Below are 20,581 nucleotides of genomic sequence, written 5' to 3'. Positions count from 1 at the left end.
TCAATTTTCCAGTACTTAAAGCAATAAACCACAGAGATTCGCTGTTTTTTATTGCTTTATTACCGCATGGCTACATAGGTAACCGTTAGATCCACACTGCCACTAGCCGATTTTATGCAATTCTGTCACATCAAATTGTGCGATGATCGTTTTGGTGGCTTCTAAAAAGGTCTTGATGTGGTCTGTTTCCATATGTTCCAACCAAACGTCACGATTAGCCCAGCGCTCGAAATAGACAAAACCATCTGGGTTTGTGTTGCTTTGATGAAGGTCGTATTGTAAGCAACCCTCTTCTGCTCGGGTCGGTTTAAGGAGCGCTTCTAACGCTTTTTGCAAATCCTCCCCTTTACCTGAGTGAGCTGTAATATTAGCAACGAGAACGAGTTCAGAAGTCATGTTGTTTCCTTGTCTTAATAACGTGTTATAAAAGTAGAGCCCTTTGAAGAGTCATCACACTTCATTGTGACGCTTTACAAAGTGTCTCTAGTCAAAAAATAAAAGACGTACATCATAGCAAATCAAAAAAGGCGCGAGTATCCACTCTGCTTTATGTTTTAATAAATGTAACGTGTTTAAGACTGATTTGATAAGGATTCATTGTGACTTTTTCTATCACTACCTATATGAAACGCTGCTTTGCTCTTAGCGTCACTTGTTTCGCTCTGATGATGGCTTCCCAAGCGAGCGCAATCACCACTAAACAATTAGACGCGATCGCGCAAAGAATCGAACCTGTGGGCGTTGTGTGTATAGAAGGGCAGGTTTGCGGTGCTGAGCAGACAAAAGCCATCACCGTTGCAGACAATAAAACCAGCACATCCTCTCTCAAAGCAGAAGCGGAAGCCGCTTATAGCGGACGAGCTCCACAAAACATTTATAATCGTTACTGTATTGCCTGCCACGCTTCAGGGGCCGCTGGTGCTCCACGCCTCGGTAATGCCAAAGAATGGCAACCTCATATCGCCAAAGGTATGGACACCATGTTAAAAAACGTCATTCACGGCATTGGCGCTATGCCGCCTAAGGGTATTTGCTCCGATTGCACTGACGAAGAGCTAAAACATACCATTCAATATATGGTCGATCATAGCCAATAGCGGCTTGTACTCTGGTCTATTCTAAAGAGAGACGCTCGTTAGCATCTCTCTTTTTCGTTCATCAAGTAATAATCCAGCAAGCGATTTTTGGCTTAAAATACAACGTTCGATTAAGAGTTCAGCATTGCTTTAAGAGCCGATAGAGAGGCTTTCCCACGCTCTTTTTTAACGCTTTCCGCTTCATCGCCACGCCCTTCCCAGACTAAGTCCTCTTCTGGAAGTTCGTCTAGGAATCGACTGGGCAAACAGTCAATTTCTTCACCATATTGACGACGTTTCGCTGCCAGAGTAATACACAAGGTGCGTTTTGCCCGGGTGATGCCCACATAAGCTAAGCGACGCTCTTCTTCGATATCATCGTTTTCAATGCTATTGCGATGGGGTAATAGCTCCTCTTCACAACCAATCAAAAAGACGTGTGGATATTCTAGCCCTTTGGAGGCATGGAGTGTAAGAAGCTGGACTTTATCTTCGTCTTCTTCCTCTTCTTGTCGCTCCAGCATATCAATTAATAATAGCTTGCTAATGGCTTGATCTAACCCAGCCGTTTCGTCTTCTTCCCATGCGGACTCCATCATTCTTTGAATAGATTCGAGCAAGAAACGGACGTTTTCAATGCGCCGTTCCGCCATTTTGGTGGAGCTAGATTGCTCTTGAATCCAACTATAATAGTCCATATCGAAGATCATTTGTTCGATAATGGGTACGGGGGACGCTCCCTCAAGACGCTGGCGTAAGGTCGACATCCAATGATGAAAGTCCTGTAGGCTTTTTAACGGACGACCAGACACAGACTCTTCAAGCTCACGGTAACTCGATGCTTCAAATAAGCTGATATTTCGCTGAGTGGCCAAGTTGCCCACTTTTTCCAAGGTGGCTGGCCCAATCTCACGACGAGGTAAGTTTACAATACGCAAAAAAGCGTTATCGTCATCGGGGTTCACCAATAAGCGTAGGTAGCCCATCAAATCTTTGATCTCAGCACGGGAGAAGAAGGAAGTTCCGCCGTTCATTTTATAAGGGATACGATAGGCTTGAAGTTTAATCTCGATTAAGCGAGCCTGATGGTTTCCTCGATACAAAATGGCAAAATCTCGATAAGGGATCTCATGACGTAGGTGACGAGACTGAATTTCAGCCGCCACCCGTTCCGCTTCCGCGTCTTCGTTTCGTGTGACCATCACGCGAATAGGGTCGCCCTCTCCCAAATCACTCCAAAGGGCCTTATCATAAATATGAGGGTTATTGGCAATCAGGGTATTAGCGGCTTTTAGAATGGTCTTAGTTGAACGATAATTTTGCTCAAGCTTAACCAGTTTCAAGTTTGGATAGTCGGTTGATAAGCGTTCAAGGTTTTCTGGTCGTGCGCCCCGCCAGGCGTAAATGGATTGGTCATCGTCCCCCACTAAGGTGAAACAGCGACGAAATCCGGCTAATAAACGAATCAATTCATACTGACTGGCATTGGTATCTTGGCACTCATCCACCAGCAAATAACGCACTTTTCTCTGCCATTTATCTCGCAATGCTTCATCAGCCATCAACAAACTCACAGGGAGCAGGATCAAATCATCAAAATCCACAGCATTGTAGGCTCGCAAATAGCGTTGATATTGTGCATACACCTGCGCTGCGAGCAGAAACTCTTCCGTGTCGGCATTCGTGATGGCTTCTTGCGGGGTGGTTAAGTCGTTTTTCCAATTCGAAACTGTACTTTGGCAATACGCGGCGGAGTCGGTTTGGCCACTAAACTCTTTATCAAGAATCTCCTTAATCAAGCTTAACGAGTCTTGCGCGTCAAATAGTGTGAAGCCTTCTTTAAGCCCTGCTTTGCGATACTCTTTGCGAAGAATGTTCAAGCCAAGTGTATGGAAAGTCGAAATACTTAAACCTCGGCTTTCTTGTTTGGACAACATCCCCACGACACGCTCTTTCATTTCACGGGCGGCTTTATTCGTAAAGGTGACGGCAATAATACTATTGGCTTTAAAACCACAGGTTTGGATCAGATAAGCAATTTTCGTCGTAATAACGCTCGTTTTACCGGAACCGGCACCAGCCAACACCAGCAAAGGACCATCGATCATTTTTACAGCGTCTAGCTGTCGCTCGTTCAGATTTCTCAAACGCTGGGATATGGATGGAAGGGATTCACTCATGACACACTCTGGCTTAACGGCGTTAACATTTCAGTGCTAAGTGTACCTGACTCTGACGGTTCTCGCACAAGCTTCCTATCGCTATTTTATGCGTTTTCTTATTGAGAGCACATCCACAGCCTGATCCACAGAGGATGCGTTAGGGCAAGTATCGCTAGCCACATCAGTTCGCCCCCAATAACTGGCTAATAAAGAACCAGAAATATTGTGCCAAATACTAAACACGGTACCAGGAAGCGCCGCAATTGGTGTAAAAAACTTAAACGCGAGTGTTACCGCTAAAGCAGAATTTTGTAAGCCAACTTCAAAGGCTATGGTACGGCATACCCGTTTATCAAAACCAAGCAAATACGCAACCCAATACCCTAGCCCGAGCCCTATGCCATTATGGAGGATGACAGCAGCAACGACAGTAGGGCCAACTAAGGCCAAACGAGACACACTTGCCGATACCACAATCGCAATGATCAACATAATCGCGATCATAGAAACATAAGGCAAAAGTGGCTCAGCCTTACGAACGGCTTTATAAAACAAGGTATTAATCAATACCCCCGCTGTCACGGGCAACAAAATGATTTTTAACACATACAAAAAATTCGAAACCGTTGGAATGTGGACACTTTGTTCGACCATAAACGACATCAAAAGAGGCGTTAATACGACACTCAATAAAGTGGTGATTGCCGTCATAGAAATGGACAAGGCCACATCCCCTTTCGCTAAATAGCACATCACAGCCGAAGAGGTGCCGCCAGCGACACTGCCCACTAGTAACATGCCGATGGTGAGAGCTTGACCAAAGCCAAAGCAGTAGGCCGTTAAAAACGCCACAAATGGCATAATCAAAAATTGCAGTAAGACACCAACCAGCAACGCTTCACGACTCTTTAAGACTTTTTTAAAATCCTCAAGTGTCAGCGTTAAACCCATAGCCAACATAACTAAGGTTAGTAAAGAGACAATCTCGTCTTCAAAACCACTAAACCAAGCCGGTTTATAAAACGCTACTACGCTGAGCAACACAGCCCATACAGGAAAAAGTCGCAGAAACACTATCTATCTCTCCATACAAAACGATATTTGCTTTGGCGTCAGATAATAAATTCGACATTGCCATGCATTAACAAGTAGCCTATAAGAACACGAATTGTAACGAAATGATAACAACTCTGAGCAAAAATTAATCCAGCTCAGTAAAAAGCGTTTTTCTCATCGCAAATCCGCCCTCAACCACACTATGAAGACACCACCGCACTCAAGGTTTTCTCCATTTTGCGATAACTCAACGACTCCATTAAGTGGGCACGGGTGACTGGCGAGTCACTCAAATCTGCTAGCGTCAGCGCCACTTTTAAAACACGATGATAAGCGCGAGCTGAGAGCTTTAATGTTTCCAACGCTTGCTGCATAAACTGTTTGTCCTCGTCGCTCAATGCGCAGATGGCTTCTAGCTGGCGGCCACTCAACAAGGCATTTTGCACACCTTGTCTCTCCCGCTGCCTAGCGACGGCTCTTTCTACGCGCTGTCGAACACTTTCACTACTTTCCCCTTCTTCTTGGGCGTTAACCAAAACCCCCGATGGCAGAGGCGGCACTTCCACATGCAAATCAATACGATCTAAAAACGGAGCAGACAGTTTCTTTAAGTATTTTTGACTGGCACTGGACTGATAATAGTTTTGCTCACCGCTGTAGGCTTCATTACTGGCATTCATAGCGGCCACCAACTGAAAACGTGCCGGGTAGGTTACTTGACCACGGGCACGGGAAATATGCACTTCCCCGTTTTCTAATGGTTCACGAAGCACCTCAAGTACTTTTCGATCAAATTCTGGCAGCTCATCAAGAAATAATACGCCGCAATGTGCTAGCGACGCCTCTCCCGGTTTCGGTATTGACCCTCCGCCCACCAGAGCGGCGGCAGAACTCGAATGATGAGGCGAGCGAAAGGGCCGCTCCCCCCAATGCCACTCGGCCCCCATTTTTCGTCCAGCAACCGATTGAACTGAAGCAACCGCCAATGCCTCTTCTTCAATCATGGCCGGCATAATGCCAGGTAAGCGGGACGCCAACATGGTTTTACCTGTCCCTGGCGGCCCAATAAACAGTAAATTGTGGCGTCCTGCCGCCGCCACTTCTAGGGCTCGACGAGCTTGATATTGGCCTTTTACATCCTTCATGTCCTTATGATCTAAAGCCAGAGGCTCTGGCGGCGCAGGTACACAATCAGGTAAACGGGCATGTTTTAGCAAGTGAGCGGTCACTTGCGTGAGATGATTGGCATGAACCGCATCCCCTTCTACCAGAGCCGCCTCTTGTTGGTTTTCTGAGGGCAACACCAATTGTCGGTTCGCTTGATGACACGCAATAGCAGAAGGTAATAATCCTGAGACGCCTCTTAACTCACCGGACAGCGCCAATTCACCAATAAATTCGTAATCACGATAATTAACTTCTTCCAACTGCCCCGACGCCGCTAGCACACTAATCGCAATGGCAAGGTCATACCGCCCCCCTTCTTTGGGCAAATCAGCTGGTGCAAGATTAATGGTGACGCGCCGTGTCGGCCATTCGAAATGACTGTTAATGATGGCGCTACGCACACGATCTTTCGCTTCACGAACGGCAGCTTCTGGTAAACCAACAATGTTTAGAGAAGGCAACCCATTGGAAATATGGGTTTCTACGGTAACAAGAGGGGAGGCAACACCAACACGGGCGCGGCCATATATTGTGGCTAAACTCACGATCACTCCTTGATCTCGTTATTCTTTATGTAAACTCAACCTCTTTTTTGTCACGATAAGCATCCGAATTTCGCGCTCCTGCGTATCGAATAGAACACGAGACAATAATGAAGGCATGCAAGCATCTATGAATCAAATTAATCCCAAAAAGCTACTTTTATCAAAGTGGACATCCACATCGCCACAACAGAAAGAAAAGCATTTTCTTGTCACAGAGCTTATAAGAGACGACCAAGAGATCATCACGCAATGCGTCATCGAGGCCGTCCTCACTCATACACAGTACACAATTCCATGGCAGGATCTCAAGTCACCTGACCATTGGAAACAAGGCTGGCAATAACCCCACCAATACATTACGCGTCTTTTGTATCTGCTTTGTCTCCATCAGTCTTGTTTTCATCAGACTTGTCTGTGGATTTCTCTTGAGTCGCCTCAGCTTTAGGGGCGGCCTTCTTCGCGGGTGCTCTTTTAGTTGTGGTTCTTTTTGCGGGCTCTTTTTTAGCGGGTGCCGCTGCGGCCTTTTCCAATTCTTCAATACGAGCCTCTAGTGCAACTAAACGTTCTCGATATTTCGCCAGCATGGCAGACTGTAGTTCAAAGTCTTCGCGCGTTACCAAATCCATTTTTTTCAATGTGTTACGTGCAACCTGGTCTAACTGAGCGCGAATTTCTTCTTTGGGTAACTTCCCTAAAGTCTCAGCTGCTTGCTCAAGTCCACTACCCAGTTGCTTAATAAATTGATCAATCATTTCGCCATCTCCCCTTTTGTTTGCTGTGCATATATAAGTAAGTAAAATCTAGACAAACTAACAATAACATGACTCAGTGGCATTCTCTAAGAAGAAGCCGCCAAGAAAGCCAAACCACACCTTATTCATCCAATACTCTTTCCAAGAATGGCCTCTTTTCCTGTCTAAAAGTATAAAGATCATAAGACAAAGCGTCTCAAAGTTATCCTTTTATGACATAGAAAATTTACAAAGCACACAATCCATCAAACCGGGCATGCCTAGTTTTTGTGCAGCCCCACTCCTTCTTTTAAACCATAAACGAGCAGCAGTAGCGATAAGCGCTTTCGTCAGTCTCAAACCATTAGCGATATTCATCATTAAGAGCAAGGAGATAGTCAAATTCCTTTAAAATAGGTTCTACTCCAACTCAACCAACGCACCAGCACAAAGCACAAACACCGTGTCACACCCACCTAATTTGCACCAAAAAAGAGCAAAAATTATCTGATTGCTTGCTTATTTTCTTTACAATCCCTACAAAACCTTGACCATTCCGACTGATGTCATTTGTGGCACGCATATTGAATAGAGAGACTTACCTGCAACACGACACTAAGCCAGACTTTTTAAAGGAGATATGTGGATATGAAGCTTATCACTGCCATCATCAAGCCATTCAAACTCGATGATGTTCGAGAAGCCCTTTCAGAAATCGGAGTGCAAGGCATTACCGTGACAGAAGTAAAAGGATTCGGACGTCAAAAAGGCCACACCGAACTTTATCGTGGCGCAGAGTACGTTGTGGACTTTCTACCAAAAGTGAAAATCGAGCTTGCCATAGCCGACGATATGAAGGACCAAGTGGTGGAAGCCATTTCAAATGCAGCCAATACCGGCAAAATCGGCGACGGTAAAATCTTTATCGTTAACCTTGAGCAAGCCGTACGTATTCGTACAGGCGAGACTGGCGAAGACGCAGTCTGATCCACGATCGACTCTTATAAGCCTTTAAGGGGGGCGAAAAATGCAAAACAATATTTTCGAATTACAATATGCCATGGATACCTTTTACTTCCTTGTGATGGGTGCTTTGGTTATGTGGATGGCAGCGGGGTTTGCCATGCTAGAAGCGGGACTTGTCCGCTCTAAAAACACCACAGAAATCCTTACTAAAAACGTCGCTTTGTACGCCATTGCTTGTATCATGTATATGGTCTGCGGTTATGCCATTATGTATGGTGGCACTTGGTTCTTATCTGGCATTCAGTTAGATGGTGCCAGCAGTGCCGATACATTGGTCAGCACCGTGCTGGCGGAATCCGCTAAAGCGGGCTTCGATGGCGGCTCGGTCTATGCCGATGCCTCTGACTTCTTCTTCCAAGTTGTGTTTGTTGCTACGGCCATGTCCATTGTCTCCGGTGCCGTTGCAGAACGTATGAAGCTTTGGTCTTTCCTCGTCTTTGCCGTTGTAATGACAGGCTTCATTTACCCTATGGAAGGTAACTGGACATGGGGCGGTGGCTCTGTATTCGGTATGTATAGCCTTGGTGACCTTGGTTTCTCTGACTTTGCAGGTTCTGGTATCGTCCACTTAGCAGGCGCGTCTGCGGCATTGGCTGGCGTACTTGTACTGGGCTCTCGTAAAGGAAAATACGGTCCAAATGGCGAAGTTCGCGCCATTCCTGGTGCAAACCTACCACTGGCGACACTGGGTACCTTCATCCTTTGGATGGGTTGGTTCGGTTTCAATGGTGGCTCTGTGCTGAAGCTTGGTGATATCGTCAGTGCTAACTCCGTTGCTGTAGTATTCTTAAATACCAATGCCGCTGCTGCGGGTGGTGCTGTCGCCGCTCTATTGCTCGCTCGTATTTTGTTCGGAAAAGCGGATCTCACCATGTTGTTGAACGGCGCATTGGCAGGCTTGGTGGCCATCACGGCTGAACCTTCAACCCCTTCTGCTATTGGTGCCACACTCATTGGTGTTGTTGGTGGTCTCCTAGTCGTTATTGCCATCCTGACGCTAGACAAACTGAAAATAGACGATCCAGTAGGTGCCATCTCTGTTCACGGTGTGGTGGGTCTTTGGGGTCTATTAGCTGTGCCTCTAACAAACACAGGCACAACCTTCTTTGGCCAAATCGCTGGTGCAGTGACTATCTTTGTCTGGGTGTTTGTCACTAGTTTGATCGTTTGGTTGATCATCAAAGCCATCATGGGCGTTCGCGTCTCTGAAGAAGAAGAGTACGAAGGTGTTGATTTGTCTGAATGTGGTATGGAAGCTTACCCTGAATTCGCCAAAAACTAACACGTTCAGCTAGCTCTCTTTTTCACTGATTTGCTACTGCTCATACAAAACCTCGCCTCGGCGGGGTTTTCTTTTTTAGGGAATAAAAGCAGAATTAACGCTTTATAAAGTGACATTCATCCACATAACAGTAAGACTTGTCCAAAAGACACCATAGAGGCCATTATGCTTGAAGATATGCATTTAAAAATCCGTAATATAGAACATACGGATTACGAACAAGTAAAAGAACTGATGGACCAAGTCTATAACGACATCGGTGGGGCTTGGTCTGAGCACACCATTAGTAAACTCATTAACGACTTTCCTGAGGGACAAATTTGTCTTGAAGACCATGGGGATATCGTTGGTATCGCGCTCTCGGTTCAAGTGAGCTACCAACGTTTTAGTAACCCCCATACCTACGAAGACCTTATCGGAAAGAAAGAAACCATTCTCAATGATCGTAACGGCGATGCCATGTACGGTTTGGATGTATTAATTCATCCAGAATATCGTGGTTTCCGACTAGGACGTCGCTTATACGAGGCACGTAAAGAACTGTGCCGCCAACATAACTTGCGAGCGATCCTCGCGGGTGGTCGTATCCCGACCTATCACGAACATTCTGATGAGATGACCCCCGCAGAATACTTAGAAGCCGTCAGCGATCGTAAAATTTACGATCCGATTTTATCTTTCCAACTCTCTAACGATTTTCAAGTAACACGCTTATTAAAAAGCTACTTGCCTGAAGATGAGAAATCGGAGGGGTATGCGACGCTGCTTGAATGGAAAAACATCTTTTACGAACCAGAAACAACCGTCATTAAATCCCGTAAAACCCAAGTTCGTATTGGCGCGGTACAATGGCAAATGCGTGAGGTAGCAAATGTTGAAGAGCTACTCAAGCAAGTGGAATATTTTATTGATGCGTTATCGAGCTATAAAAGTGATTTCGCCCTTTTCCCTGAATTTTTCAATGCGCCCTTAATGGGGTTAAGCCCTGATCAAACCAATCAGACCGAGGCGGTACGCTTTCTTGCAAGCTTTACCGAGCTGTTTCTCACGGAAATGTCGCAAATGGCGGTCAGCTATAACATCAATATCATCACCGGCTCCATGCCCGTGATTGAAGAGGATGATTTATACAATGTGAGTTACTTGTGCCGCCGCGATGGCACCATTGAAGAACAAGGTAAAATCCATATTACGCCACACGAACGCCGCGATTGGGTTATCCAAGGAGACAATGAACTGCGCGTATTTGACACCGATGCAGGGCGTATCGGCATTTTGATTTGTTATGATGTGGAATTCCCTGAATTGGGCCGTTTACTGGCTGAGCAAGATATGGACATTTTGTTTGTGCCCTTTTGGACGGATACCAAGAACGGCTATCTACGTGTGCGCAATTGTGCTCAAGCCCGCGCAATTGAAAACGAATGCTATGTGGTGATTTGCGGTAGCTGCGGCAATTTGCCACAAGTCGAAAATCTGGATGTGCAATACTCCCAAGGGGCGGTTTTTTCCCCATCCGACTTCTCCTATCCACACGATGCGGTCATGGCGGAAACCACCCCGAATACCGAAATGCTGATGTTCTCTGATTTGGACTTGGACAAACTCAAACAAACCCGCAGCGAAGGGTCAGTAAACAACCTGAAAGATCGACGTTTGGATCTGTACTCCATTCAATGGAAAGGGAATAAGGATTTAGATTTGGGTTAGAATCGGCTATTACCCATAGTAAACTAAATATGTCATCCCTAGATCATGGCCTTTTTAAGGCCATGATATTTTTTAAAGACAGAAGACCCATTATGGCCAAAGCAAAAACAGCCTTTGTATGTAACGAATGTGGCGCAGACTACGCAAAATGGCAGGGACAGTGCCAAGCCTGTGGCGCGTGGAATTCCTTGTCGGAAATCAAACTCACCTCAGGCAAGACATCTGCCCGCGTTTCTGCCAGTCAAGACCCACGCTATCAAGGATATGCCGGATCTATTACGGGCATTCAGGATCTATCCGAAGTCGATTTAGGGGATGTACCTCGCTTTAGTTCAGGGGCAAGCGAGTTTGATCGGGTACTCGGCGGCGGACTCGTTCCTGGTGGTGTCGTACTGATTGGCGGCCATCCAGGCGCTGGGAAAAGCACCCTGTTATTACAAACCATGTGTTGGCTGGCGCAACAACAAAGCGCCCTTTATATCACGGGGGAAGAATCCTTACAGCAAGTGGCTATGCGAGCTCAACGGCTAGGTTTGCCAACCAAAAATCTAAAAATGCTTTCTGAAACCAATGTTGAAAGTATCCTAACCATCGCCCAACAAGTTAAACCGAAAGTCATGGTCATTGACTCTATTCAGGTCATGCACTTAGATGGAGTGGAATCGGCTCCAGGCAGCATCTCACAGGTACGCGAAAGTGCCGCTGTACTCACTAGGTTCGCCAAACAAACCCAAACCGCAGTCTTGCTTGTTGGACACGTTACCAAAGATGGTTCACTGGCCGGCCCAAAAGTGCTTGAACACATGGTAGATTGCTCGGTGTTATTGGAAGGATCGGAAGACTCTCGCTTTCGCACCTTACGCGGCATGAAAAACCGCTTTGGCGCGATTAATGAACTGGGGGTATTTGCCATGCTGGAAAATGGCTTACGAGAAGTCAAAAACCCAAGTTCTATTTTCTTAAATCGCAGCAATCATCCTGCTGCGGGCAGTCTGGTGATGGTCGTTTGGGAAGGCACTCGCCCGTTACTCGTTGAACTGCAAGCCTTGGTAGATGACTCCGCACTGGGTAATCCACGGCGAGTCACTGTAGGGTTTGATCATAATCGTCTGGCAATGCTACTGGCCGTCCTACACAAACACGGGGGGTTACTGACGGCTGATCAAGATGTCTATTTAAACGTCGTCGGTGGCGTTAAGGTATTAGAAACCAGTGCCGACTTAGCGGCCATTGCAGCCGTGGTATCAAGCTTTCGAAACCAGATATTACCCCATGATTTGGTCGTCCTTGGTGAAGTAGGCTTGTCCGGTGAGATTCGTCCTGTTCCGTCAGGGCAAGAACGCATCAGTGAAGCCGCCAAACATGGCTTTACCAAGGCAGTTGTTCCTAAAGCCAACTGCCCTAAGAAGCCCATTGAAGGGATGAAGGTGATTGGTGTGGATCGGCTATCGGAAGCACTCGATGCGATTTTTGATCGCTAACGGTAGATGGGACAGAAAGCAGGGTTAATAGAAGGGTTCTTGCGTTAACTCAAATAATTCGGCCTCGACTGGGGGTTCGCCCCCCTGATCTTCGATTATCTCTTCATCCATACCATAGGGTAAGGCTTTTTCAGAATGCTGATTAAGCCGTTCTTCTCGGGCTCGAAGTAAACGTTGGCGGCGCTGTTTACAGCGCTCCAAAATAATAAACCGTGCCTCATTTGATAAAGAAAACCATTCAAAGCGTTCTTCACGGCTACGCAAGCAGCCTTTACAAAACCCTTTAGCACTGTTCACACAGATACCACGGCAGGGGCTTTCAATGGTAAAAAGCTCAATCTGTTCCATTTCCCCTCCGTCTTACTTTTATCAAAAATCAATTTCCACCTTAAGAAAGCATAGCTTATTCGGTAATCAGTTTGTAATCGTACATCTCTTCTGGAGAGAGAAAATATACCCGATCCGCTGGTGCCGCCTTTAGAGAAAACCAATAAAAACGTTCGGGTACCCCCATAGACAAATAAAAATTGATGTAGGTCGCATTGATGGAATCACTCACATCGGTATTTTTAGGCAATTTACCCGACTCATCAATCCACGTATGCACCCCCACGCCGGCGCCCGCCCCAATGGTTCTTTTTACCCCACCTAAAAACAAATCCACTCCACCGGAGAGTACATAACCAGTTCGAGCAATATGAGTATTCAAACCAAGAGAGCGAATCAAGCGGGCACTTTCCATAACAGCTTCTTCATCGTCCGTGCCGGGGATATCGACCAGAACCAAATCCGTCACATTGGGGTGCTTGCGTATCATATTTTTCAGCTGTTCGGTTAGATTCCTACCAAGAATACCGGATAGATAGGCTTTGTTACCGCTCACATAAATTCGTAAAGGGTCTTTAGCGGCAACATCATCAATATGTGATGGTTCTGAGGCACAACTGGTCAATAAAAACACCGCACACAGCATGAGGGTTCTCGCCAGTACCACAAAAGGGGTCTGATTATTCTTATCCATAGTCATTCAACCAGCTCTTCTAATAATCTACGCTTACAGACAACACTTTTGGCTGACAATAAGTGTTCTTCTAGGCACTATACCACTGATTTTTTCAATAGTAGAATCCCGCCCTTCATCTTATATAAGACATAAAAAAATGGCCGCGACAAATGCGCGACCATTTTTCATACAGGATCATCGATAAATCAATTAAGACGGAAAGGCGAAACTCTTGCCTTCTCTCACGCCTGCAGAAGGCCAGCGCTGGGTGATGGTTTTTCGTTTGGTATAAAAACGTACTCCATCCGGACCATAGGCATGCAGATCCCCAAATAACGAACGCTTCCATCCGCCGAAGCTGTGGTACGCCACGGGAACAGGAAGAGGCACATTGATCCCCACCATCCCCACTTCAATGTGATCAGAAAAGTAACGGGCCGCTTCCCCATCGCGAGTAAAGATACAAGTGCCATTGCCATACTCATGGTCGTTGATCAACTGCATCGCTTCTTCCATGGTCTCCACCCGCACAACTTGTAACACCGGACCAAAAATTTCTTGCTGATAACTTTCCATTTCAGCCGTCACGTTGTCTATTAGCGTTGCCCCCACAAAGAAGCCATTTTCATAGCCTTTAACAACCGTTTGACGACCATCAACCACCACCTTAGCTCCTTGCTCTTCGGCACTGGTGATCAGGCCAACGACTTTATCTTTATGCTCTTTGGTAATGACAGGGCCAAAGTCGTTTTTCGCATCGGAATACTCGCCTACTTTTAAAGGCGCCATGGCCGCCGACATTTTTTCGATCAACGCATCCCCAGCCGCTTTACCAACGGTGACCGCAACAGACAATGCCATACAACGCTCACCAGAGGAACCAAAGGCCGCCCCCAGCAACTGGCTGACGACGTTATCCATATCGGCATCCGGCATCACAATGGCGTGGTTTTTCGCACCACCCAATGCCTGACAGCGTTTGCCATGTTTAGAGGCAGTTTGATAAATGTATTCGGCAATCGGTGTAGAACCCACAAAGCTCACCGCTTTCACACGCTTGTCTTCCAGCAAGGTGTCTACCGCCACTTTGTCACCATTAACCACATTAAACACCCCGGCGGGCAAGCCGGCCTCATGTAATAGCTCGGCAAGTAGCAGTGCGGCACTTGGGTCCCGTTCGGAAGGTTTTAATACAAAGGTATTGCCACACACAATGGCCATGGGGAACATCCAAAGCGGCACCATGGCAGGAAAGTTAAAGGGAGTGATCCCCGCGACAACGCCTAATGGCTGAAACTCGCTCCAGGAATCGATGCTTGGGCCAACATTTTTACTGTATTCCCCTTTTAATAACTCTGGCGCGCCACAGGCGTATTCCACGTTCTCAATACCACGTTGTAATTCTCCAGCCGCATCGTGGCAAATTTTACCGTGTTCACCACCCACTAATTCCCCGATACGATCGGCGTTTTCCTCTAACAAGGTTTTATAGCGAAACATAATACGCGCACGTTTCATTGGCGGGGTGTTGCGCCATTCAGGGTAGGCAGCTTGAGCAGCAGCGATGGCTTCTTCCACTGTCTCCTTAGGAGCAATGGCGACTTTTTTTGTCACTTCGCCTGTTGCGGGATTGAACACATCTTGCGTGCGCGAAGATTCTTGAGATGGCTTGCCACCAATCAAATGCCCTATGGTTTCCATGAATACTCCAAATAGTTATTTTCATATGGATGTCACAAAGACGGACAAATAAAGATAAGCCGCCCTAATATTGACATTACTATGCCAAGAGACTTAGATTAAAAAAAGTTGAATTTATTAACCCTTAGATAACGCTTTACTTAACTAATCAGAGGTCTTCACCATCATGAGTAAGCTGCAAGGACAAGTGAGTGACGCCGACTTACGCATTTTGCGGATCTTTAAAACGGTGGTGGAATGCGGTGGTTTCTCAGCGGCAGAGGTTGATTTAAACATCAGTCGAGCCGCTATTAGTATTGCCATATCGGATTTAGAGACACGGCTTGGCTTTCGCCTATGCCAACGCGGACGCTCTGGGTTCTCGTTAACCAATGAAGGCAGCCAAGTCTATGAGCATACCCTACAACTCTTATCTTCTTTAGAGAATTTTCGTACTCAGATCAACGCTCTCCACCAGCATTTGCAAGGTGAGCTCAATATTGGCATTACCGATAATCTGGTCACACTCCCTTACACTCGAATTACGCACTCTTTGGCGGCACTTAAAGACAAAGGCCCACAAGTCACCATTAATATTCGCATGATTCCACCAACCGATGTGGAACGCGGTGTGCTCGATGGTAAGTTGCATGTCGGCATTGTGCCCAATTTAAAAATTCTAAGTGGATTAGACTATCGGGATTTATACGAAGAAACCTCTCAACTGTATTGCAGTAATACCCACCCACTGTTTAGGCAAGCAGACAGTGAGATCAGTATAGATAGGCTGAAAGAGTACGATGCCGTCTTACCTGCCTACGCCCAAACACCCGAGATTAAAACCCAACACCAACCGCTAAAAGCCAGTGCGACCGCAACAGACCGAGAAGGCATCGCCTTTTTGATTCTGACTGGCCGCTACATTGGCTTTTTACCTGACCATGTAGCAGAGCGTTGGACCGGAGATGAACGTATCGACGGCCGCATGAGAGCTATCTTACCTCAAGCATGTCAATACGTGACGCGCTTCTCTGCCATTACCCGCAAAGGGGCCCGTGCTAACCTAGTGCTAGAAACTTTTTTAGAAGAATTAGATAAAACACGCTGAGACCATTGCCAGACTGTCTTGCTTTCGCTCACGACGTTGTGCAAAGGCCTCACGTTAATGCTCTTCTTTCGCCCTAAAGGCCCGTCTGTGTATCTTGTTGATTGAACCAACAGCCCATTTTTGCACCACGCCCACCAGATATTCTCCTTTAGAATATCTTTAATATATATTTTAAAATTCATAATGATAGCCTAGAGATATAAAATACAAGCATTAACTAACCTTATTTATTACACCATCTTGGCAATTAACCTTAATTATAAGCAATATTGCGCTCAGATTTTATTATGTCTTTACGGAGAAATGTATGACGCACCAACGCAATAAACTATGCGCTCTTAGCATCATGCTAGCCACAACGGTTTTATTAACCGCTTGCTCAGATCAAAATAAGCAAGAGTCGATGACGCAAAATGTCACTCAGCCAGTTAAGCTTATGACGATTGATGCAAGCCAAGTGGTGAATATTCGCCGTTTTCCTGCGGAGTTAAAAGCAAGTAAAGAAGCAAACTTAGCCTTTCGTGTTGGGGGTCAACTCACCGCCATCCACGTAGTGGCAGGTCAGCGGGTAAAAAAAGGCGAATTGCTCGCGGCATTAGACCCTAAAGACTATAAGTTAAAAGTAGAATTAGCCAAAGCCAATCAACAATTAGCGCAAGTACAGTTTGATCGCATTCAAACCATGCTTAAACGCAATGCCACCAGCAAATCTCAATTTGATGAAAGCAAAGCCAATCTTGCACAAGCCAATAACGCGCTAGAAACCGCCAAAAACCAACTAAGTTACACTCGCTTGTACGCGCCATTTGACGGAGTGATTAGTTCGACTTCAACCAAAAACTTTCAGTATGTGAATGCCACCCAAACCATCTTACACATCCAAAACATCGACCATTTAGACGTGCAATTTCAAATACCGGAGAATTTGGTCACGGGTATTAAATCCACCCGTACAGGTTATCAACCAACGGTCATTTTAGATACGCCCCCTTATACCGCGTTCAAAGGGGTCTATAAAGAACACAACACTCAGCCCGATATTTCCACCATGGCTTACGATGTCACCTTGCATTTACTACGCAATGGCAACGACTCACAAACCCTATTGCCTGGTATGACCGCTAATGTGGAATTGGACCTTAACAAACTACACGGCACCGTCAGTCATATTGTGGTCCCCGTCGAAGCGGTGCTACGCCGTGAAAATACACAAACAGGTAACGCAGATAGCATTGTCTGGGTTTATCACCAAGACAAGCAATCTCTCGAAGCAAGAAAAGTGACCTTAGGCACATTACAAGATGACAAAATAGAAATCACCTCAGGATTACAGCCAAAGGAACAGATCGTAGTCGCTGGTGTAAATGACCTCACACCCGACATGAAAGTCAGACCTTTGATCCGTGAGCGAGGTCTATAGTGAACATTGCAGCCTACTTTATAGAGAAAAAAGTCACCAGTTGGATGGTGACGCTGATTTTATTGATTGGGGGCGCCATTGCGTTCACCAATCTTGGCCAATTGGAAGACCCTGAGTTTACCATCAAGGACGCCTTAATCATCACCACCTACCCTGGTGCCTCACCGGAACAAGTGGAGGAAGAAGTCACGTACCCTATTGAGCAGGAATTACAAACACTGCCTTATGTGGATAAGATTACCTCTACTTCTAAAGCGGGTTATTCAAAGGTTCAATTAACCATAAAAGATCAATATCGCGCAAAAGAACTTAAGCAGATTTGGGACGAAGTACGTAAAAAAATTCGCGATCTCTCAGGAAGTTTTCCCAAGGGTGTCAGTTCGCCAATGGTGTTAGACGATTTTGGTGATGTATACGGTGTATTACTAGCCGTCCACGGCGACGGCTATCACTATAAAGATCTGAAAAATTACGTTGATTATATCAAGCGCGAACTGGTTCTAGTGGACGGTGTCGCAAAAGTGGCCATCGCTGGTGATCAAAAAGAACAAGTCACTATTGAAATATCGCGGGCCAAAATGGCGAATATGGGCATTGCCCCAAGCCAGCTTGAAAGCCTCTTGGCCAATCAAAATATTGTGTCCAATGCTGGTCGCGTCAAAGTAGGCAGTGAGTACATTCGTATTAGCCCAACGGGGGAATTCAAAGACATTACTGAGCTAGAAAACCTGATTGTTGGTAAGCCAATTGATGGCAAACTGATTCGTTTAAGCGACATCGCGACCATTAAACGGGAATATGTTACTCCCAAAAAGCAAATTGTCGATTTCAATGGCGCACCGTCTTTGCTACTCGGTATTTCATTCGCGGCGAACGTCAATGTTGTGGATGTGGGTGAACGATTAGAAAAACGCCTTGATGAATTAAAATACCAGCAACCTGTGGGAATTCATCTGGACCCCATCTACTTTCAATCGAAAGAAGTGAAGCACTCGGTTTCTAACTTTTTACTTAACTTAGTAGAAGCGGTCGCTATTGTTATTCTGGTCCTATTGATTTTTATGGGCGTTCGCTCTGGTATTTTAATCGGTCTCATTCTACTACTGACCATCCTTGGCACCTTTATTGTCATGGACTATTTCAAAATCAACCTACAAAGGATTTCCCTCGGAGGGTTAATTATTGCACTAGGGATGCTGGTGGATAACGCCATCGTCGTGACCGAAGGCGTGCTCATTGGGCTCAAACGCGGTATGACCAAAGTGGAAGCCGCCAGCGCGGTAGTCAAGCAAACAAAATGGCCCCTACTGGGTGCAACCGTCATTGCCATCACCGCCTTTGCTCCGATTGGTTTGTCGCCAGACGCAGTCGGTGAATTTGTCGGTTCTTTGTTCTATGTATTACTAATATCTCTGCTACTAAGCTGGATCACGGCCATTACACTAACACCATTCTTTTGCGACCTCTTTTTCACAGAAAGTCGCACGGCAGGAACCGACGCTGCTGGAGAAGATCCATACAAAGGCATTATCTTCGATGCTTATAAATGGCTATTGGATAAAGCCATGCATTTTCGTTGGATGACAGTTATTACGCTTGTTCTCTTCCTGTTAATAGCAGGCTGGGCATTCCAGTTTGTCAAACAGTCCTTTTTCCCTCCCTCAACAACCCCTATGTTCTTTATGGATATTCAAATGCCAGAAGGAACACATATTGATAATACCTATGCCAAAGTACGGGAAATAGAAGCCTCCTTGAGAAAGGATAAACGCATTGATTATGTGGCAACCACAACAGGCCAAGGTGCCTTGCGATTCATGCTGACTTATACGGCTAAACAAGAAAATAGCAGCTATGCGCAATTTATTATTCGCACTAAAACGCGGGAAGACATCCCTGTATTATTAGCCGAGCTGCATAAAAAAATGCATGATGAATACCCTGAGCTAGAAGTCAAACTGCAACGGCTTCAGTTGGCCCCTTCAAAGGATGCCAAAATTGAAGCCCGCATCAGTGGGCCAGATCCTAAAGTGCTGCGTCAGATCAGTGAAAAAATCAAAAACATTTACCGTCAAGATGGGGGATTAGAGAGCATTAAAGACGACTGGCGCCAACCAGTAAAAGTGTTACGTCCTATCTTTGATGACGCACAAGCTCGTCGTTTAGGGATTTCCAAAAACGATTTGGATAAAGTGCTACTCACCAACTTTTCTGGTTCGAGAATTGGTTTGTATCGAGAAGGCACAGATTTGTTGCCCATTATGCAAAAAGCCCCTAAAAATGAACGTCGCTCCATTGACCAGATACGGGATCTGCAAATTTACAGTCCGTCATCCGGTGCCTACGTCACCCTGTCAACGGTCGTTTCTGGCTTTGAAACGGTGTGGGAAAATCCTATTATCGAGCGTCGTGATCGTAAAAGAACCATTACCGTGATGGCCGACCCTAATATTTTAGGTGGCGAAATGGCCATGTCTGTCTTCTCTCGCATTCGTGGCCCAGTGGAAGCCATCAAATTGCCCACTGGCTATTCCCTAGAATGGGGTGGTGAGTACGAAAGCAGTCGAGACGCGCAAAAGAACATCTTTAAAGCGCTTCCCATGGGATATCTCTTTATGTTTATTATAACCGTCTTGCTGTTTAACTCCGTAAGGGTGCCACTAACTATCTGGTTCTGCGTTCCCTTAGCATTAATCGGAGTATCAACAGGTTTACTGGTGATGAACGCACCTTTTAGCTTCATGGCCTTACTTGGCTTCTTAAGCCTGTCAGGCATGGTCGTCAAAAATGGTATTGTCTTAGCCGATCAGATCAACTATGAAATTAACCAAGGCACTGAATTATATGAGGCAGTCTTCATCTCGGCTGTCAGCCGTGTACGCCCAGTTTGTATGGCGGCGGTAACAACAATCCTTGGGATGGTGCCATTGTTATTCGATGACTTCTTTAAAAGTATGGCGGTAGTCATCTCCTTTGGCCTTGGTTTTGCCACCATATTGACCTTGATTGCAGTACCTATTTTTTATTCATTGATGTTCAAAGTAACCTATCGTAAACGTAGCGAATTCGAGGGCAGCAAATAATAAAAGAAGTAAGCACGACAAAATACAAGTCACATACATGGTCAGGCAACC

17 protein-coding genes are annotated in these 20,581 nt (G+C 45.8%); 9 read left to right on the top strand and 8 right to left on the bottom strand.

The annotated features are described in order from the left end of the window. Positions 1-102 precede the first annotated feature (102 nt). The gene (locus tag AC0VYG_RS03385; protein ID WP_475430943.1) at positions 103-396 is read right to left on the bottom strand and encodes a putative quinol monooxygenase; all 294 of its coding nucleotides are present in this window, start codon (positions 394-396) and stop codon (positions 103-105) included. A gap of 203 nt (positions 397-599) precedes the next feature. Between AC0VYG_RS03385 and AC0VYG_RS03380 the strand changes: the two genes are divergently transcribed. Next, the gene (locus tag AC0VYG_RS03380; protein WP_475430942.1) at positions 600-1,097 is read left to right on the top strand and encodes a c-type cytochrome; all 498 of its coding nucleotides are present in this window, start codon (positions 600-602) and stop codon (positions 1,095-1,097) included. A 110-nt stretch (positions 1,098-1,207) separates the two neighbouring features. On the opposite strand, the gene rep is transcribed toward AC0VYG_RS03380, so the two are convergent. The 3 genes from rep to AC0VYG_RS03365 all read right to left on the bottom strand — a co-directional run bounded on the left by rep (position 1,208) and on the right by AC0VYG_RS03365 (position 6,006). After that, the gene (gene rep / locus AC0VYG_RS03375; RefSeq protein ID WP_475430941.1) at positions 1,208-3,256 is read right to left on the bottom strand and encodes a DNA helicase Rep; all 2,049 of its coding nucleotides are present in this window, start codon (positions 3,254-3,256) and stop codon (positions 1,208-1,210) included. 81 nt (positions 3,257-3,337) lie between these two features. Further along, complete coding sequence (locus AC0VYG_RS03370; RefSeq protein ID WP_475430940.1) at positions 3,338-4,312, bottom strand: bile acid:sodium symporter family protein; 975 nt, start codon at positions 4,310-4,312, stop codon at positions 3,338-3,340. A gap of 182 nt (positions 4,313-4,494) precedes the next feature. Further along, positions 4,495-6,006 (bottom strand): YifB family Mg chelatase-like AAA ATPase, encoded by a 1,512-nt coding sequence (locus AC0VYG_RS03365; RefSeq protein WP_475430939.1) that lies wholly within the window; start codon positions 6,004-6,006, stop codon positions 4,495-4,497. Positions 6,007-6,121: 115 nt separating this feature from the next. Between AC0VYG_RS03365 and AC0VYG_RS03360 the strand changes: the two genes are divergently transcribed. Next, a complete protein-coding gene (locus AC0VYG_RS03360; RefSeq protein ID WP_475430937.1) occupies positions 6,122-6,349 on the top strand; it encodes a TIGR02450 family Trp-rich protein in 228 nt (75 codons plus the stop codon). A 13-nt stretch (positions 6,350-6,362) separates the two neighbouring features. Here AC0VYG_RS03360 and AC0VYG_RS03355 read toward each other — a convergent pair whose 3' ends face one another. Further along, complete coding sequence (locus AC0VYG_RS03355) at positions 6,363-6,758, bottom strand: accessory factor UbiK family protein (protein WP_475430936.1); 396 nt, start codon at positions 6,756-6,758, stop codon at positions 6,363-6,365. Between the two features lie 627 nt (positions 6,759-7,385). Between AC0VYG_RS03355 and glnK the strand changes: the two genes are divergently transcribed. From glnK to radA, 4 genes are all read left to right on the top strand, one after another. After that, a complete protein-coding gene (gene glnK, locus AC0VYG_RS03350; RefSeq protein WP_067012896.1) occupies positions 7,386-7,724 on the top strand; it encodes a P-II family nitrogen regulator in 339 nt (112 codons plus the stop codon). 40 nt (positions 7,725-7,764) lie between these two features. Then, on the top strand, positions 7,765-9,045 hold the full coding sequence (locus AC0VYG_RS03345; protein ID WP_475430935.1) for an ammonium transporter: 1,281 nt from the start codon (positions 7,765-7,767) through the stop codon (positions 9,043-9,045). 162 nt (positions 9,046-9,207) lie between these two features. Continuing rightward, complete coding sequence (locus AC0VYG_RS03340; RefSeq protein ID WP_475432518.1) at positions 9,208-10,755, top strand: GNAT family N-acetyltransferase; 1,548 nt, start codon at positions 9,208-9,210, stop codon at positions 10,753-10,755. Between the two features lie 92 nt (positions 10,756-10,847). Continuing rightward, positions 10,848-12,236 carry a DNA repair protein RadA gene (gene radA, locus AC0VYG_RS03335; protein WP_475430934.1) on the top strand — a complete coding sequence of 463 codons (1,389 nt, stop codon included), beginning with the start codon at positions 10,848-10,850 and terminating at the stop codon, positions 12,234-12,236. Positions 12,237-12,260: 24 nt separating this feature from the next. Here the strand turns inward: radA and AC0VYG_RS03330 are convergent, their stop codons facing one another. The 3 genes from AC0VYG_RS03330 to AC0VYG_RS03320 all read right to left on the bottom strand — a co-directional run bounded on the left by AC0VYG_RS03330 (position 12,261) and on the right by AC0VYG_RS03320 (position 14,940). Further along, entirely contained in the window at positions 12,261-12,584 is a 324-nt protein-coding gene (locus AC0VYG_RS03330) for a DUF1289 domain-containing protein (protein WP_475430933.1), read from the bottom strand. Between the two features lie 55 nt (positions 12,585-12,639). Then, a complete protein-coding gene (locus AC0VYG_RS03325) occupies positions 12,640-13,263 on the bottom strand; it encodes a COG3904 family protein (protein ID WP_475430932.1) in 624 nt (207 codons plus the stop codon). Positions 13,264-13,449: 186 nt separating this feature from the next. Next, positions 13,450-14,940, bottom strand: a complete 1,491-nt coding sequence (locus AC0VYG_RS03320) for a CoA-acylating methylmalonate-semialdehyde dehydrogenase (protein WP_475430931.1) — start codon at positions 14,938-14,940, stop codon at positions 13,450-13,452. 166 nt (positions 14,941-15,106) lie between these two features. On the opposite strand from AC0VYG_RS03320, the gene AC0VYG_RS03315 reads away from it, so the two are divergent. From AC0VYG_RS03315 to AC0VYG_RS03305, 3 genes are all read left to right on the top strand, one after another. Then, complete coding sequence (locus tag AC0VYG_RS03315) at positions 15,107-16,027, top strand: LysR family transcriptional regulator (protein WP_475430930.1); 921 nt, start codon at positions 15,107-15,109, stop codon at positions 16,025-16,027. Positions 16,028-16,334: 307 nt separating this feature from the next. Next, a complete protein-coding gene (locus AC0VYG_RS03310) occupies positions 16,335-17,447 on the top strand; it encodes an efflux RND transporter periplasmic adaptor subunit (protein WP_475430929.1) in 1,113 nt (370 codons plus the stop codon). Continuing rightward, positions 17,447-20,530, top strand: coding sequence for an efflux RND transporter permease subunit (locus tag AC0VYG_RS03305; RefSeq protein ID WP_475430928.1), 3,084 nt, complete (start codon positions 17,447-17,449; stop codon positions 20,528-20,530). Before AC0VYG_RS03310 ends, AC0VYG_RS03305 begins: the two co-directional genes overlap by 1 nt. Positions 20,531-20,581 lie beyond the last annotated feature (51 nt).

It is taken from the genome of Marinomonas sp. 63XJN7_7_ISO-PGPR-S23-202 (assembly GCF_056173505.1).
Note: the sequence above shows the minus strand (reverse complement) of the source record. Positions and strands in the feature narration are given on the sequence as shown.